The sequence below is a fragment of the Bifidobacterium sp. LH_491 genome (genome assembly GCF_056356495.1).
The window spans coordinates 1,285,567-1,302,306 of sequence record NZ_JBKEUI010000001.1 but is presented as its reverse complement, the minus strand read 5'-3'; the positions used below and the strand labels follow the sequence as shown (position 1 = coordinate 1,302,306).

Here is a 16,740-nt window from a genome sequence, read left to right as displayed (position 1 = left end):
TTGGGCATAGTCTTGTCCAATATGGCATTTGTTCACCCGGCGAGCGCCGCCAACGGTGGGGAGTATCGTCAATATTTGTCGGATAGGTCGCCCAGTGGCAGTCAGATGGGCTGGGGTTCCTTGCGTACGGATGCCAATTTCGACGGAGCAAAGCTTTCCCTGAAAGTACAGGGGGTTGAACATCAGTTCGACAAGGGTTTGTTGGCACATGCGCATTCGTACATCTACTACAACGATATCCAAGATTATGGCTATGAGCGTTTTGAGTCGTGGGTGGGTATCGACAAGGCCAAGAGACAGTCAGCCAAAGCCTCGGTTCAGTTCCGGGTGTATGGGGACGGCCAACTGTTGTGGCAGAGCTCGACGATGAATGCTTCCAGCGAGGCGGAGCATGTGTCGGTGGATATCTCGCAGGTTCACGTGCTCAAGCTTGAAGCTGATGCTTTGGGAGGCAACCAGGACGACCATGCCGTGTGGGGTGACGCTGCCTTCTACAAGAGCAGTGCCACACCGTACCTATCGGCCGCCGATAAGGAATTCTCCACTCCAGAACAGGTTACGGCCGCTAATATCTTGGAAGGTGTCTTTGCTCGTACGCTATCCGGTCCGGTGGGTCCAACCCCGGAACCGGTCAAAGGCGTTAAAGGGGAATTGCGCAACGGTAAGGAGGGCAACGACCTGTCGGACGCGGTGACGTACACCACGAACTATCAGCCAGGCAAAACTGGAGACTTCTCGATTACCTATCGTGTGCAGGATGCGCAGGGGCTGGTGCGCACCCGAACGGTGAAGATGACCGTGCAAGGCACCGAACGGTATCGCACGAATGCGGATATCGACTACCTGACCACGCCGTTCGCTTCATACCTGTATTCGGGTCGTGATTTCTTGGATGAACAGGGCAAGAAGGCTTTCGATTTGATTGTGGATACTTTGCTGCACTTCGGACGTGACGTCAATAAGTATCCGGTGATTACCCGTTGGAATGAGCGCGTGGCGCAGGTGGATATCAACCTTCAGGCTGCCGGTATCTACATGAGCACCGCGGACGCAAAATACTTCACGGCATTGATGTATGACGACGAACCGCGACTGTTCCTGCTGAAGGAATGGGCGCCGGTGGTGACTGCCAAGGAAGGCATGGCGTCTGTGGCGACCTTCTATGTGCCGGAGCGATACACCAAGGACGATTATTACAATAAGCGTCTTCTCGCGACGGAAGGCAACGCAAGTCGATTCATCGCCAAGTATGAGAAGGGTATGACGGATGCGCAGACCTTGCGTGCGGTGCTCTACCCGTATGCGGATTGGATCAAATACAACGACTATGGTGGATGGGGCGGCCAGACCATGGATCAGGCGCTGGCGGAAGGCAAGGGCGTGTGCGGCGGCAATGCCCGCGGCGCCATCTATCTGTCGCAGCGTTTGGGCATCAAGGCCTACTGGGTGCGTACTGCCAGCCATGCGTGGAGCATTATCAAGCTCAACGAAACCGGTAAGTACTATCGCGTTGATTTGCTGGCTCGCGATGGTTGCTTCCTGTCGGTGGATGGCGGCAGCTTTATGTCGAAGTACCACGGACATCATCACGAGGTGTATTTCGATCGCAGCAAGGGATATCCAGATATGACGGATGAGTCGTATCCGTTCCAGTACACGCAGTGGCCGAACCTCTCCTTGGAAGTGTCGCAGGATATCAACGTGTTGGTGCCCAGTGACAGCAAGTCCTTCCAGGCTTCGTCGTTGATTACAAAAGCCAGCAGCGTATATGACGGCAACGTTATCGGTAAGGTTTCGATCGATGACGGCGGTTTGGCTGCGAAGGCCACGGATGCGGGATATACTCCCGGTTTCTATACGTTGACGTATTCGGTCAAGGATTCGCGAGGCAACACCGCCACGGCAAAAGGTTATGTGCAGGTGATCAACGAGGGGACCGCCGTAGGTAAGGATCCTTCGTCTCACAGCGGCAGCTATACGTTCCGCCGGGTCGGTTTGTGGACCGGCAACGCCGAGCGTTGGTACGACAATGGCATCTGGATGAATGAAAAGGTGTCTCTCACCTATGACATTGCGGGCAAGGGCTATCGCTATTTCGATGCTTGGGTGGGTATCGAGAAGGAAGTCCGCGACAACACCTCCTGGGGGCGTAATGGCAAGGTTCGCCTCGAAGTATGGGCCACCGTCGACGGCAAGGAAGAGCAGCTGTACACCTCTCCGGATATGGGGTGGTATGCGGTGCAGCAGCATGCGTTGGTGAAGATTCCCGAAGGGGCTACGGCGATTACTTTGAAGAACACCCCTCTCGGTAGTGGCAACAACCACGCCGGATGGGGCAATCCCCGTTTCTTCACGGATGACATTCTCGATACGGTTCCTGTGCCGCCGAGCTTTGCCGGCGTCGAGGATGGTGCGGTGTATGAGCAGGCCGTCACTCCCGAGGTCGAGCATGCTACGGAGGTATCCCTGTATCGCAAGGATTTGCCGACTGTGGTCGAGCCTGCTGCGGCGCAGTCCGTTGATTTGGTCACTGTCGGGTCGGTGGCATCCACTGCCGATGGCGACGTTGAGGATTATGGCGAGCTTGTCGCTGGTTGGAAGAGCGGCACTCCGATCAGTGGGGAAGGGCGCTATACCATCGTGGCTTCGAATAACGTTGGACAGACAAGCAAGGTGTCGTTCCAGATTGGTGTGCCGAAGCCGCAGGAGCCTGCGATTCCCGATACTCCGGTGATGCCGGAGGTGTCTGGCGTACGTGATGGGGCGACGTATACCACCGCGCCGAAGCCTTACGCGAAGAACGCCAATACGGTAACCCTGTATCGGCGCGATCTGCCTGCCGATGGCGAGGCGTCGCCGTCGGCGGCTCAGTATTCTGCTCGTGCGGCTTCCTTCGTTCGTCCGGCCTCGGTGCGTATGGCGCGTATGGCGCGTGTGATGATGGCGTCGCAGGAGGACGCCGCCGCCGATGAGACCGGTGATGGCACTCAGGACGATGCGGGCTATGGTTCGCCTGTTGATGGGTGGTCCAACGGGGATCCGATTACAGAAAATGGTATGTATACCTTGGTGGCGGAAGCTCCGGGTGGTACGGTGACCACATCTTTTGAGGTGCGCATGGCAAGTCAAGGTTCGGGCGATGTTCCGGGTGGCGATGGAGACACTGGCGGCAGCGGCTCTACGCCGGGTGGCAATGATGAGCAGGCCGGAGGTTCTTCCAATGGCCAGCAACAGAATGGTTCGAGCGGCAATACTGTCGAGGGTCAATCGAACGGCTCGCAGGTCGTGAAGGAAAATCGAGTGGCAGCTGCCGGCAGCGCCGTTCTGGTCTTTGCCATCGTCGCTTTGGCTGCGTGCGCTGTTGCGGCCATGCTCGTAATGATTCGCCGTCGGAGCTCCCGTCGGTAATGGCATGACCTCACTGTGCGTATGATCTACGTGTAAATGATGCGGGTGTTGCGTTTGGCAACACCCGCATTTATGTATCTGGACTTTGGTGTTGGCGGATGGTGAGTGGTTCATAATCTCTCGACACGTCGATAGTAAAGCCATTTGACAAATATAGGTAATTGATTTTACTATATGGGGCGAGGCGGGAAACCGTCACCTATGCATAAGCACTACAGCAAAGGAGCTTCCCATGGCTTTGTGGGATATCGATAAGATTGAGTATGTTGGCCGCGCCAAGGGCCCGCAGGAGGGACTGGCGTTCCATTACTACGATGCCGACCGTGTGGTCGCCGGCAAGCCGATGAAGGATTGGCTGCGTTTCGGCGTCGCTTGGTGGCACACGTTCGATCAGGAGCTGGTCGATCCGTTCGGCACCGGCACTTCGCACCGTCCTTGGTATGGCAAGTATTCGAACCCGATGGACGAGGCTCTGGCCAAGGTCGATTACGCGTTTGAGTTCTTCACGAAGCTGGGTGCTCCGTTCTTCTGCTTCCATGACCGTGACATCGCTCCCGAAGGCGATACCCTGCGCGAAACGAACGACAACCTCGATAAGGTCGTCGACCGCATCGAAGAGCAGATGAAGGCCACCGGCGTCAAGCTGCTGTGGAACACGTCGTCGCTGTTCACCAACCCGCGTTTCGTGTCAGGCGCTGCCACGTCGCCGTTTGCCGACATCTACGCGTACTCCGCTGGCCAGCTCAAGCACAGCCTGGAAATCGCCAAGCGTCTGGGGGCTGAGAACTACGTGTTCTGGGGCGGTCGCGAAGGCTACGAGAACCTTTGGAACACGCAGATGAAGCGTGAGCAGGAGCATATGGCGAAGTTCTTCCACATGTGCCATGAGTATGCGCAGCAGATTGGTCTGGATGCGCAGTTCCTCATCGAGCCGAAGGCCAAGGAGCCTACGATGCATCAGTATGATTTCGATGCGTCCACCGCCATTGCCTTCCTCAAGACGTATGACATCGACTTCATGAAGCTGAACCTCGAAGGCAACCATGCGAACCTCGCCGGTCACACCTATCAGCACGAGATTCGCACCGCCCGTGAGGCCGGTGTGCTGGGCTCGCTGGACGCCAATCAGGGCGACAAGCTCATTGGTTGGGATATGGATGAGTTCCCGAGCGATCTGTACGAGACCTCCACCGTGATGTGGGAAGTGCTCGATGCGGGCTCCATCGGTCCGAAGGGTGGCCTGAACTTCGACGCCAAGCCGCGCCGTACCTCCTTCTATGCCGAAGACCTGTTCCGTTCGCATATCGCCGGTATGGATTCCTTCGCCGCTGGCCTGCTGGTCGCCGCAAAGATGCATGAGGACAAGTTCATCGAGAATCTGCAGGCCGAGCGCTATAGCTCCTACGATTCCGGCATCGGCGCCACCATCGAGAACGGCACCGCGTCGCTGGCATCGTTGGAGAAGTACGCGCTGGATATCCCGCAGGCCAAGCTGATCGAGGCCACCAAGTCGGATCACCTGGAGTCCGTCAAGGCCACGATCAACAACTACATCGTGGACGCGCTGGCCGAGGCGTGATGATAATGCCGACGTGGTCGCCTACTCGTCAGGGCGGCCCCGGGCAATGAATAGCGCACCGGGTCGGCGCTTTGTTCTCTCAGCTGACCCGGTTCAATCTTTTTCCTTCCTTTTCGAGGGCGGTCCGTTCGCAGGGCATGCGTGGCGCATGTTCTTGGGCGGACCGCCTCGGCTTGTGTGCACGAGGAGGTGCCTTCATGGAACGTTATGCTGGCGACAGCGGCGTCTACAGTGTCGAATCCGCCAATGCGGTGACGAATCCTATTTTGTCGGGTATGTATCCGGATCCTTCGTGGATGTGGGATGAGCGGCGCGACGAAGCGGTGCTGGTGAATTCATCATTTGAATTGGTACCGGGTCTGCCGATGCACGCCTCTTCGGATATGGTGCATTGGCGGTATGTGGCGGATGCCGTGGATGCCGACATGGCTCGTCGTCTGCTGATTCCTTTCGTTCAGGATTCCGGTGGCTTGTATGCGCCCACCATTCGGTGCATACGTGGACGCTATGTCATCGTGTGCACGGTGGCGCGCATCGACGAACAGGCCGCACGCTGCGGTGGATGTTCCGAAGACGAGCTTGCTGCAGCTCGCAAGAGTGAAGGTAATTTCGCCATGGTCGCCGATGCCGTGGAAGGGCCGTGGCGTGGTCCTTACTGGATTGAGGGCGCCCAAGGCATCGATCCGGATATTTTCGAAGATATCGATGGTCGTGTGTATTGGACGCAGACCCGTCCTGCCGTCCACCCGCAGTGGGAAGGGCAGACCGAAGTGTGGACGCAGCGTATTGATCCGGATACGTGGCGTTTGGTGAACGACGATCAGCCTGCGGGCTGCAAGACGGTTGTGTGGCGTGGATATGGCATCGACGCAGTATGGGCCGAAGGGCCGCATATGTATCGTATTGGCGATTATGTATATCTGATGACTGCCGAGGGTGGCACCAGCTTCGAGCATAGCGAGATGGCTATGCGCACGTATGCGCCGGAGGGACTCTCCGCGGCGATGGAGACCTTTGACTGCGCGGTCAATATGTCCGGCGATGCCATCGAAGCGCCTCGTGATGGCGAGTGCAGCATGGTGGGGCAGTGGCATCGGTTGTTTGAGGCGAATAAGAAGAATCCGATTCTCAGCCATCGTCATCTGGGCTTGAGCGAAACCGTGCAGTGTGTCGGTCATGGGGATATCTTGCGCCATCCGCAGTCGGGGTGGTGGATGACGTGTCTGGGCGTTCGGGAAACTCCGGGAGCGCGTCCGGGAGAGCTGTTGAGCTATCTGGGGCGCGAGACGTTCGCAGCTCCGGTGTCGTGGCAGCATAATCCGTCGAATTGGAAGTTGGATGGAACCGGACCGGGCGAGGGGCAGGGAGATCCTGGCTGGCCGGTGGTTGCCGATGGATTGGGGCGGTTGCCTGAACGCATGGCGGTCGACGGCGGGGAAGTGCGTATATTCGGCGGGCAATCCTGCGATGGAGGCGCTTGCGACGGCGACATGGGCAAGCCCTGCCGTAAGCCGTGCGTGGTGATGCGGCGTGGAGATGACCCGCATGAGGTGTTGATTCGAGGCGATGCGTCCATACGGTACGTGCGTATCTGCCATCACGAAGTGGCGATGGTTGTTCCCGAGGACGGATTCTTGCGTGTGCAGCAAAATTCCACGCATTACGCCACGGTACGGTTTGATGGTCGGCGTGTGGTCAGTCGTGTGGTGGACGGGGAAATGGTAACGGAACATATCGATGCTGTGTCCGCTGGTCTGAGTGTGGTTATGGTGGCGTTCGCGTGCAATCAGCTGGTGGTATTGGGATGCGGTGACGACCGCATGGTGCCGCAGGTGGTGTGTGGCGGCGCTGAGCGGCAAGCGCAGGCATCGCAGTGGACGCAGTCAACGCAGGCTTGTGTTGAGGCCGAAGGCGGTGTGGTGCTGCGTGTGTATGACGCACGGTTCCTGAGTACGGAACGGGCCGGTGGTTTCGTTGGCTGCATGATGGGTACGTTGCCGACCGCTGGTGATTAACGGGAATATATGGTGTGCGAGAACGCTGTCATATGATGCGAGGCCCCTTGGTGTGCCATCGTGTGATGGCGTTCTCGTGCCTGTGATGATACGTGGACCGCGGCACGCAAGCCTTCGGTGCGGAACCATTGCAGGGAGGACATGTGAGCGGAGCGCGCATAAAGCGCGCGCATGGGAGAAGAGCGCGTAAAGGGATGGTGCCATGGTCGCGCACAAGCAGAAGACCGAAGTAAACCAGGCCATGCAAGGGTTTGGCTGGCTCACCGTATCGTTGCTGATTGGGCCGGCTTCATGGCTTATGCCACATCAAGGTGCGATTTCCACGTTGCTGCCGCAGCGCATTGCGGACATTGATCCGGCGAACAAAGTGCAGTTGGTGATGATGTTTTCGACCATCGCGATGCTGGTGGCGCTGGTGTCGAACATCGTGCTGGGGGCCTGTTCGGATCGTACGCGCACGCGTTTCGGCAAGCGCAAACCATGGATCGTCGGCTGTTCGGTGCTCTCGTGCGCGGTGTTGTTGCTGTTTGCCCAAGCGGAGGCCATCGGTGCCATGTTGGCGTATTGGTGCCTGTACGAGGTGGTGGTCAATGGCGTGGCAGCCGCTATGATCGCTCAACTGTCCGATAGGGTGCCGGCGCAATGGCGCGGGCGCGTTTCGTCGGCGTATGGCATCGGACAGATGGCCGGATCGCAGCTCGGTGTTTTAGTAGGAGCGCAGTTCCTCGATTCGGTGAGCGCTGGCGTGGGGGTGTTCGCACTGATTGCGTTATGCGGCGGCGTCGTCTCGGCGCTGATGGCGGGCGAACCTTCCAACGTCGACGAGCCTCGAGAACCTTTTGTATGGCGAAGCCTATGGAATATGTTCGCATTTCCCACGCATCATGCCGTGAACTTCTACAAGACGTTGGGCGCACGGTTCCTCATGACCGTAGGCGGCGGTGTGGTGTCGAACTACATGCTGTACATCATTCAGGATTATTTGGGGTTGGATGCGGATCATACGCAATCGTTGCTATCGCTCAATTCATCGCTTAGGTTGGGAATCGGCCTGGTGTGCTGCGTGGCAATTGGTCCGTTGGCCGATACTTTCGGGCATGTCAAGCAACTGGCGGTGCTCTCGGTGCTCCTTACCGCCGCGTCATCCTTCGTTCCCTTTGTCATGCCGACAGCGCAAGGCCTGACGATTTTCGCGGTGCTATTTGGTATCGGCGGTGGTATGAATGCTTCGTTGATCCAAAGCATTAGCGTGCGCGTGTTACCTGACCCGCATGCTGCTGCGAAGGATTTAGGATTCCTCAATTTGGCGAACACGCTTGGCGGCGTGGGTGCTTCGTGCTTAGGAGCCGTGATTATTGACTCGCTTGGATACGGAGCATCCTTTGTGGTGGAAGCAATGATTGTGTTGTGCGGAGCGGCGCTGCTGGCCTCGGTGAGATTGCCGCGCGAATAATGGCCGCCGCAGCCGGAATGCGGCAGCGGCGGCTACATCACCCATATCAGTCGGTGAGATAACGGAAATCGCTGAAATCCGCGTATCCATGCGATGGGGTAGAGCCATACATGAATACTCCCGCCCGACATCCGGTGAAATGATCAAGTTTCCAATAAAGGCGGTGCGTTCCCAAGCTATGCCACTGTCGGCGGGTTTCGTCGTAGTACAGACCCGCGACCGCCTCAACAGTGTCATCGGACGTGAACTCCAACGCCAGACGAACAGGCTGTTCGTCAATATTCATGGCCTGCAAGACCGATGCTTCCTCATTGTCGGTAGGCATGGGAGCCATGGTGTCATCCTGTGCGGCGCGGCTCGTCATACGTACGCCAAGCTTGCCGTAAGCGTCCCGATATACTTCGACCGTCGCATACGCTGCAAGCAATGCCACCAGTCCGGCTTGTTCCCCATGCTGCATATGCCGAGGATCAATGGTGATTTCGACACGGCAGTGCGGATACGTGGTGCGTATCGTCAGCGTGTTGTGCGCTCGCAGTATGGTCGGCGCCGGAGTGGCGGCGTACAGGCGCAATGCGTTGCCGGCGTCGGAGGGGGACACGATGCTCCATGCCGAAGCGTCCGGCATATGGTTCCATTGCCATTGCGGGTCTGGTTGCGGTTGTTCGTGGTCGTCGCGTGTCCAACGGAAATCGTCGTCGTGTGCCAAGGGACGGGGCGTGTGGACGGAGTGACCATTGGCGACGGATGGAGTTGGGAATTGCGATGGCACGGTGCCGTTGACGCCCAAGATCGGATAATGGTCGTCGCCGAATGTGACGGGAAGCAGCACTGGCATTCTGCCAAACGCGCCATGATCTTGAAATAGTATGGCATACCAGTTGCCATCCAGGTCGTCGACGATGCCTCCTTGTGCGATGCCGGAGTTGTGGTAGCCCATATCGTCGCTGAACACATCGCGGACAGTGAAGGTGCCGTCGAGGCTGTCGGCGATGGCACAGGTTTGCGTGCGTCTGGCTGGGGCGGCTTTCGGCCAGTGGATGTTGAAGAGATAATATCGCCCGTCGATGCGATAGAGGTGCGAGCCTTCAAATCCAAGTGTGACCGCGTTGGCATCGTCTTCGAGCAGTATGCGGTCAAGTCCGCCGGGACGAGGGGCGGTGAGCGTATCGTTCAGTTCGGTGAGTCGTATGGTGTGGTTGCCGTGCACCAGGTAGGCTCGGTCGTCGATGTCGAAAAATAGCGAACAATCGTAGTAGAAGCCTTCCAGTGGCTGGATTATCCAAGGGCCGGTGATGTGTTCAGCGGTGAAATGGTAGGTGCGGTGGGTGTCGTTTGCGGAGAATACCACATGAAAGATGCCGTTGTGGTGGCGTAGGCTGCCCGCCCACATGCCCTGCCCGTAAATGGTATGGCCGTTTTCGAGTCGTTGCCCCGCGGTGGCGGGGGAGTCGAGTTGTTCGAACACGTAGGAGGCATGTTCCCAGTGCAGCAAATCGTGTGATTGCAGAATTTGCGCGCCGGGGAAGAAATGCATGGTCGTGGTGATCATATAGAACGTGTCGCCAACTCGGATGACATCGGGGTCGGGGATGTCCATCGCAATGAGCGGTTGGGGTACGCGGGTCATGTGAGGTTCCTTTGCTGTGATGATTTACCGTTGAGGTGGTCTAGTGCTGTTGCGAACGACAAGTGTGGTGGGGAGGATGATTTGACGTTGAATTGGTGTGCCGTGATTGGAGTCAAGTATGAGACGTACGGCTGCTTGTGCCATTTCTTGCAGAGGCTGCCGGATTGTGGTAAGGGCAGGGCCCATAAACGAAGCGGTTTGCACATCATCGAACCCTACGACGGAAAGGTCTTCTGGGATGCGAATGCCGAGTTGGCGTGCAGCTTCATACACGCCCATGGCTTGTAGGTCGCTTCCCGCAAAAATGGCTGTTGGTCGTATTTGCTGGTTTTCCAATAATGCCATTGCCTGAGCATAGCCTCCGGGTGTGGTGAAATCGCCTTCGGTAATGAGTTCGGCGGAACGGGTAATTCCGCGTTCGGCCAATGCTGAGGTGTAGCCGTCAAGTCTGGCGCGCGAGCATAGCATTTCATCCGGTCCGGTAATGACGCCGATGCGCGTGTGTCCCAAAGCAAGGAGATGCCGTGTTGCGGTGACGCCTCCGGTCCAATTATCGGCTTGTACTGAGAGGTCATCTGGGGTGGGTTCTCCCGAAGGATCGAAAATAACAAAAGGAATACGCAGGGAACTGAGTGTGCGTCGTTCTTCGGGGGTTAGGTTGGAAAAAATCAGGATTACTCCCATGGGGCGACGTTGTGTTACTCCGGTAATCCAGGATGATTTAGGGTGTTGGCGATCGCCTCCTTCGGTAATGACGACGCTAATGTCGTTATTGCGCGTTTCTTTGAGAGCACCGCGAAGCACCTCCAATGCCCAGATATTATCGAAATCCTGAAATACGACTTCGATGGTGCCGTGGAGAGAGGAAGCCTCTCGTCTTTTTTTGCGTCTGTAGCCTGAAGCTGTTAGTGCTTTTGTTATGACTTGGCGAGCCTCTTGGGAGACATCTTCTTTGTTGTTAAGTACCTTGGAAACGGTGGCTATTGAATATCCTGTCTGCGCGGCAATAGTGGAAAGCTGGACGTGTGGTTTGTTCTTGGCTTGCATGTGTGTTGATCCTATCTGGCATTTCGTAATATCGAAAATTTACGAAAATAATGAAGTTCTATATGGCTGATATTATATATTCAAATTGTTGAAATATCAATGATAAAAACTTCTTTTTTCGTTTTAATAGTGATTTGACAGATGGTCTAACTAAGTATTATGGTGAATATGTTTTCGAAAAGAAAACAGCAATATCCTCGTTTTTAAGGAGTTCGAAGATGAACGTTAAATGCTGGAAGAAAATATCTTCGGCGTTGATTGCCGGTGCCTTGGTTGCATCGCTGGGAGCATGTGGTGGCGGTTCGCAATCCGCTTCAAAAGAAGTTATCATTAATACGACAATGAATTCCACCGCTCAGGCGTCGTTGAATTACAACCCTTTCTCTCCGACAGCGTTGACTGGTGTTGTTGGAGCTTTGTATGAGCCGTTGTTCTTTATGAATAATCTGAAAGATGATCCTACGCAGCTTGAACCGCTTATGGGTAAGTCATACACCATTAGTGATGATGCAAAAACTATCGATATCACGATTCGCAGTGGTGGTAAGTGGTCTGATGGCAAGCCATTTACCGCGGATGATGTCGCATATACTTTTAATTTGATTGCGGGTAACGCTGGTCTGAACACGTCTGGTTTCGATGGCAAAGCAGAGGTGACTGGCGATAATCAGGTCCGTGTGACTTTGGCTAAAGCAGAATCCGTGAATGCCCTGTCGATTTTGGCAGGTACGTACATTGTTCCGGAACATATTTGGAAGGATGTGAAGGATCCAGTTACATTCACTAATGAAGATGCTGTTGGTGACGGCCCATTCACGGTCAAGGGCGGGAACTTCTCTCCTACGGCGTACACGTTCAAAAAGAATCCGTATTACTGGGATAAGGGGAAACCTCAGGTTGACGGTGTTCGATATGTTCTTGTAACTGGAGGCACTCAGGCCTCTCAGAATGCTTTGACTGGCGGAGATATCGACTGGATGTCGGCGATTTTCCCCAATATGGATAAGGTACTTTCTGGCTATCCTGACATTAAGACGGTGAACGTGCCTTCGAGCCAGCTAGCGTTTATCACTTGCTCGAATGTCGAGATGGGGTGCACTGGTCCAATGACGGATCCTGCGGTGCGCAAGGCAATTTATTACGCGCTGGATCGTGATCAAATCAATAAGCTTGCATTGAATGGTCAATACACTGAACTGGCCGGCTCTCTTTATCCATATGGGCAGTTCGGCAAGTATATGGATAAGGACATTCCCGATACGCCGATTCCTGGTAAAGCTCGTCAGTCTGAAGCGATAAAGATTCTTGAAGAGGATGGGTGGACCAAGGGTAGCGACGGCATCTATGAGAAGGGTGGACAAAAGCTGAGCATCCCAGTTGCTGTGCAAAGTGACTATTCCGACTGGATTAACACTATTAATGTAGCTGCCCAGCAACTCAAGGAAGTTGGCATTGATATTCACGCCGATCAGATGTCCTCTAACGAATGGACGCAGGCGATGCAGCAGGGTGAATTCCAGATGTCCATCTTCGGACTTTGGGTTGCGGGTGCAGAGCCGTGGATGTTCTACAACCAGTTCTATTCGACTGAACAGACTAAGCCCGTGGGTGAGAGTGCATGGCCGAATTATTCCCGCTACAGCAACCCGGTGGTCGATGATGCTCTGAATGTGATCAACGGTACCACTGATGTTGCCACCAAGACTGAGGAATACAAGAAGATCCAGGAGCAGACGTTTGAGGATATGCCTTATATTCCGCTGCTTCGTCAGACTGGCCTGACTGAGTACTGGACAGATAAGGTCACTGGTTGGCCGACGGATGATGACGTTTACGCGAATCCTCAAACGTGGGCGAACCCGGATTTGGGAATTGTTCTGAAGAACCTCAAGGTCAAGAAGTAGTTCTTACTTCTTTCAACGAATGAGTTCCATTGGTGGCGCGGAGTTTCCGCGTCACCTGTCCCGGGGGGATATTTATGAAATTTTATCTTCGAAAAATAGGCTTTTATTTGATAGCGCTATTTGCTGCGCTTACTTTAAACTTTGCAATTCCGCGTATGATGCCGGGTGATCCGGTCAGTGCCGTGCTGAATCGGTTGGCTGCGCGTGGTGGCATAGTAGCTCCTGAAACCAAAGAAGCCGTTACCGCTATGTTGGGACAAAACGGTGGGAATTTGATACAGCAGTATTTTGATTACTTAAAAAATATCTTTACTGGTAATTGGGGAGTATCGGTATTGTATTTCCCGACGCAAGTGACGGTTGCTATTTCCTCTGCACTTCCTTGGACTATCGCTCTGGTAGGCACAACAACGGTTCTGTCGTTCTTTATCCAGCAGGCGCTGGGTATCTGGGCAGGATGGCGTCGAGGAAGCAAGTTCGATAACATCGTGTCTCCTGTGGCAACAATTTTTCAAGCTGTACCGTATTTTTGGCTTGCGCTTATCTTCATTTGGCTGTTTGCGAAGACGCTGCACTGGTTCCCTCAATCTGGTGGTTATAACTACCGTGAGGTAGTGCCAAGTTTCTCTTGGGATTTCTTTGCTAGCGCACTCGAATATGCTGCGCTTCCTGCATTGACCATTCTTGTAAGCTCTTTGGGAATCGGCGTTGTCGGCATGAGAAATATGATGGTTTCCACGTTGGCTGAAGATTACATTACAACCGCCGAAGCTAAAGGTCTGGAACCTCGGCGGATTATGATGTGCTATGCAGCCCGTAATGCTGTCCTTCCGTCAATTTCGGGTTTTGGAACATCCATTGGCGCAGTCGTTGGCGGATCGTTGCTTACGGAACAGGTGTTTTCCTATCCGGGTGTCGGGCAGATGCTGCTTCAGGCAGTACAAAGCAACGATTATGCACTGATGCAGGGAATCTTCTTGATTATCACGGTTACCGTGCTCGTGGTTAATTTCATCATCGATTTGCTTTATGGCGTCATTGACCCGCGTACGCGTCAGCAGGACTGAGGTGAGTTGTAATGTCAGAAAAGAACATTGAGCAAGTTGCGCAGTTGCCGACGCATTCCGCTTGGGATTCGGTAAAGCGTGTCCTTCCGGAGCGATCGCCGAGGCTTGTGGCAGGGCTTGTGATTGTAGGGATCGTTATTCTTATTGCTGTATTTGTACCCCTATTTTCTCAGGATCCCGATGCGATTAACAATATTGGCTTGACCCCGCCTTCTGCCAAGCACCTATTAGGGACCACACAGTCTGGTCAGGATGTATTCGCTCAGTTGGGATATTCCGTCCGTGGGTCTCTGATCATTGGTTTTTGCGTGGCGATAATCGCTACGGTCATGTCATGTATCTTCGGTGTTTTAGGTACGTATGTTGGTGGTTTCTGGGATGACTTATTCTCCCTGATTACCAATATCATGCTAGTGATTCCTGGTTTGCCGCTGACCATCGTTATTGCTGCGCTGATGCCTTCCAAGGGCACTGGAATGCTGATTTTGGTCATTTCCATTACAGCATGGGCCGGAGCGTCTCGTGTGTTGCGTGCGCAAACGCTTTCTATGAGAAACCGCGATTATGTTTTGGCCGCGAAGATTTCAGGAGAACGTCCTTGGCGTGTTATCACTGTCGAAATTCTGCCGAACTTACTTCCGGTTATGGGTTCACAATTTGTGTTCTCCGTCATTATGGCTATTCTGAGCGAATCGTCCTTGTCATTCATTGGTTTGGGCTCTAGCAACTCGTATTCCTTGGGAACCATGCTGTTTTATGCGCAGAACGGTTCGGCGCTTAATACTGGCGCTTGGTGGTGGTTCTTGCCTCCAGGGCTCATGATCGCGTTTATCGGGGCCGGATTGTCTTTTATCAATTTCTCCATTGATGAGGTTATTAATCCGCGTTTGCGTAAGCCTACGACCACCAAGAAAACGAAGAAGCATAAGGGTTAGGAGTCATACGATGGATAAGAAACAAGATGTTTTGCTTTCTGTCGAGAATATGGATGTCATCTATGACACAGATAATCCGGTGCATGCTGTGCAAAATGCGACTTTCGAATTGAAGCGCGGCGAAATGCTTGGACTTGCAGGTGAGTCGGGATGTGGCAAGACGACATTGGCATATAGCATTAATCAGATGCTGAAATCCCCGGGGCGCATCAATAGTGGTTCTGTCATTTTCCATGACAAAGACGGTACCGATATTGATATACGTGCTCTGTCCGGTAAGGAATTGCGCAGATATCGCTGGGAAAAAACTTCGATGGTGTTTCAGGGGGCCATGAATTCCCTGAGCCCTGTCACTAAGATCGAAAAACAACTTGGTGATATTTACAAGACGCATTGGCCTGAACTCTCCAAACAAGAGCGTCATGATCGTTGCGCGCATTTGTTGGAAATGGTTCATGTTGACCCTAATCGTTTGGCGGCATATCCTTTCGAGCTTTCGGGTGGTATGCGACAGCGAGTGATGATTGCTATGGCTTTGGCGTTGGAGCCTCAGCTCATCATTATGGATGAGCCGACCACGGCTTTGGACGTAGTAGTTCAGCGTGAGATTATTGAACAGATTGCTGAGCTGCGAAAAGAGAAAGGCTTCTCGGTAATCTTTATTACCCATGATTTGCCAATGCTTTTGGAGATAACGGACAAGATCGCCGTCATGAAAGATGGGGTGATAGTTGAGCAAGGTAAATCCGAAGATGTTTACTTTAATCCTCAGCATCCATACACGCAACGACTGTTGAGTTCTTTCCCCTCATTGACTGGTGACCGCGGTGCGTTCGTTCGTGACTCCAGTGTCGCAAAGGATTGATTATGTCTGTTTTGAAACTTGAACATGTCACTAAAGATTTTCAGCTTCGCGATGGTTTGAAGACCACGACAATACATGCGGTGAAAGATGCCTCCTTCTCGTTGTCATCAGATAAGACGATTGCGTTGGTCGGAGAATCAGGTTCGGGTAAATCGACAATTGCTCGTATGATTACCTGTTTGGAACGTCCTTCATCGGGGAGTATTACGCTCGATGGTGAACCCGTGCCGGTTCGTGGGCGTAAACTATATGAGTATCGCCATAATGTGCAGATGGTGTTTCAGGATCCGTTTGCTTCGTTGAATCCATACCATACTATTTTCCATCACATTGCACGACCTCTAATGATTAACAAGGTTGCGAAGGATCATAAGGATTGCGAACGACGCGTTATGGAATTGCTGGAGCGTGTGGAATTGACGCCTTCGACGCAGTTTATGTATCGCCGACCGCATGAGCTTTCTGGTGGACAGCGTCAGCGTGTGGCTATCGCTCGTGCCTTGGCCCCCAACCCTAAAGTGCTGATTGCTGATGAACCTGTTTCTATGCTCGATGTTTCATTGCGGCTTGGAGTGCTGAACTTGTTGTCCCGCATACAGCGAGAAGAGCATATCGGCATGTTGTACATTACCCATGATCTTGCGACTGCAAGGCATTTTTCGGATGAAATTATGGTGATGTGCCACGGCGACATTGTTGAGTACGGTGCATCTGATGATGTCATTCTGCATCCGCAGCATGAATACACCAAGGTTCTTCTGGGTGCTGCTCCTGATCCTGAGAAGCACTTCAGCAAGATTCGGGCCCAGCGTGCGGGTAAATAATCGGTTACTGTTT

At 53.9% G+C, this 16,740-nt stretch carries 11 protein-coding genes; 9 read left to right on the top strand and 2 right to left on the bottom strand.

Annotated features, from left to right (window positions below):
- Window positions 1-21 precede the first annotated feature (21 nt).
- The 4 genes from AC1AWK_RS04965 to AC1AWK_RS04950 all read left to right on the top strand — a co-directional run bounded on the left by AC1AWK_RS04965 (window position 22) and on the right by AC1AWK_RS04950 (window position 8,455).
- Window positions 22-3,408 (top strand): NPCBM/NEW2 domain-containing protein, encoded by a 3,387-nt coding sequence (locus AC1AWK_RS04965; protein ID WP_476568638.1) that lies wholly within the window; start codon window positions 22-24, stop codon window positions 3,406-3,408.
- 232 nt (window positions 3,409-3,640) lie between these two features.
- The gene (gene xylA, locus AC1AWK_RS04960; protein WP_476568636.1) at window positions 3,641-4,987 is read left to right on the top strand and encodes a xylose isomerase; all 1,347 of its coding nucleotides are present in this window, start codon (window positions 3,641-3,643) and stop codon (window positions 4,985-4,987) included.
- Window positions 4,988-5,184: 197 nt separating this feature from the next.
- A complete protein-coding gene (locus AC1AWK_RS04955; protein ID WP_476568634.1) occupies window positions 5,185-7,002 on the top strand; it encodes a glycoside hydrolase family 43 protein in 1,818 nt (605 codons plus the stop codon).
- A 202-nt stretch (window positions 7,003-7,204) separates the two neighbouring features.
- A complete protein-coding gene (locus tag AC1AWK_RS04950) occupies window positions 7,205-8,455 on the top strand; it encodes an MFS transporter (RefSeq protein ID WP_476568632.1) in 1,251 nt (416 codons plus the stop codon).
- 46 nt (window positions 8,456-8,501) lie between these two features.
- On the opposite strand, the gene AC1AWK_RS04945 is transcribed toward AC1AWK_RS04950, so the two are convergent.
- Together AC1AWK_RS04945 and AC1AWK_RS04940 are read right to left on the bottom strand one after the other, a co-directional pair.
- On the bottom strand, window positions 8,502-10,085 hold the full coding sequence (locus tag AC1AWK_RS04945) for a glycoside hydrolase family 43 protein (protein ID WP_476568630.1): 1,584 nt from the start codon (window positions 10,083-10,085) through the stop codon (window positions 8,502-8,504).
- A 24-nt stretch (window positions 10,086-10,109) separates the two neighbouring features.
- Window positions 10,110-11,132 carry a LacI family DNA-binding transcriptional regulator gene (locus AC1AWK_RS04940; RefSeq protein WP_476568628.1) on the bottom strand — a complete coding sequence of 341 codons (1,023 nt, stop codon included), beginning with the start codon at window positions 11,130-11,132 and terminating at the stop codon, window positions 10,110-10,112.
- A gap of 218 nt (window positions 11,133-11,350) precedes the next feature.
- Here AC1AWK_RS04940 and AC1AWK_RS04935 point away from each other — a divergent pair, with 218 nt between their 5' ends.
- The 5 genes from AC1AWK_RS04935 to AC1AWK_RS04915 all read left to right on the top strand — a co-directional run bounded on the left by AC1AWK_RS04935 (window position 11,351) and on the right by AC1AWK_RS04915 (window position 16,727).
- Complete coding sequence (locus AC1AWK_RS04935; protein ID WP_476568626.1) at window positions 11,351-13,036, top strand: ABC transporter substrate-binding protein; 1,686 nt, start codon at window positions 11,351-11,353, stop codon at window positions 13,034-13,036.
- A gap of 74 nt (window positions 13,037-13,110) precedes the next feature.
- On the top strand, window positions 13,111-14,103 hold the full coding sequence (locus AC1AWK_RS04930) for an ABC transporter permease (RefSeq protein ID WP_476568624.1): 993 nt from the start codon (window positions 13,111-13,113) through the stop codon (window positions 14,101-14,103).
- Between the two features lie 11 nt (window positions 14,104-14,114).
- Window positions 14,115-15,038: an ABC transporter permease gene (locus AC1AWK_RS04925; RefSeq protein WP_476568622.1), complete on the top strand. Its 924-nt coding sequence runs from the start codon at window positions 14,115-14,117 to the stop codon at window positions 15,036-15,038.
- Between the two features lie 10 nt (window positions 15,039-15,048).
- Window positions 15,049-15,903 carry an ABC transporter ATP-binding protein gene (locus tag AC1AWK_RS04920; protein WP_476568619.1) on the top strand — a complete coding sequence of 285 codons (855 nt, stop codon included), beginning with the start codon at window positions 15,049-15,051 and terminating at the stop codon, window positions 15,901-15,903.
- A 2-nt stretch (window positions 15,904-15,905) separates the two neighbouring features.
- Window positions 15,906-16,727: an ABC transporter ATP-binding protein gene (locus AC1AWK_RS04915; RefSeq protein WP_476568617.1), complete on the top strand. Its 822-nt coding sequence runs from the start codon at window positions 15,906-15,908 to the stop codon at window positions 16,725-16,727.
- The last annotated feature ends 13 nt before the right edge of the window (window positions 16,728-16,740 follow it).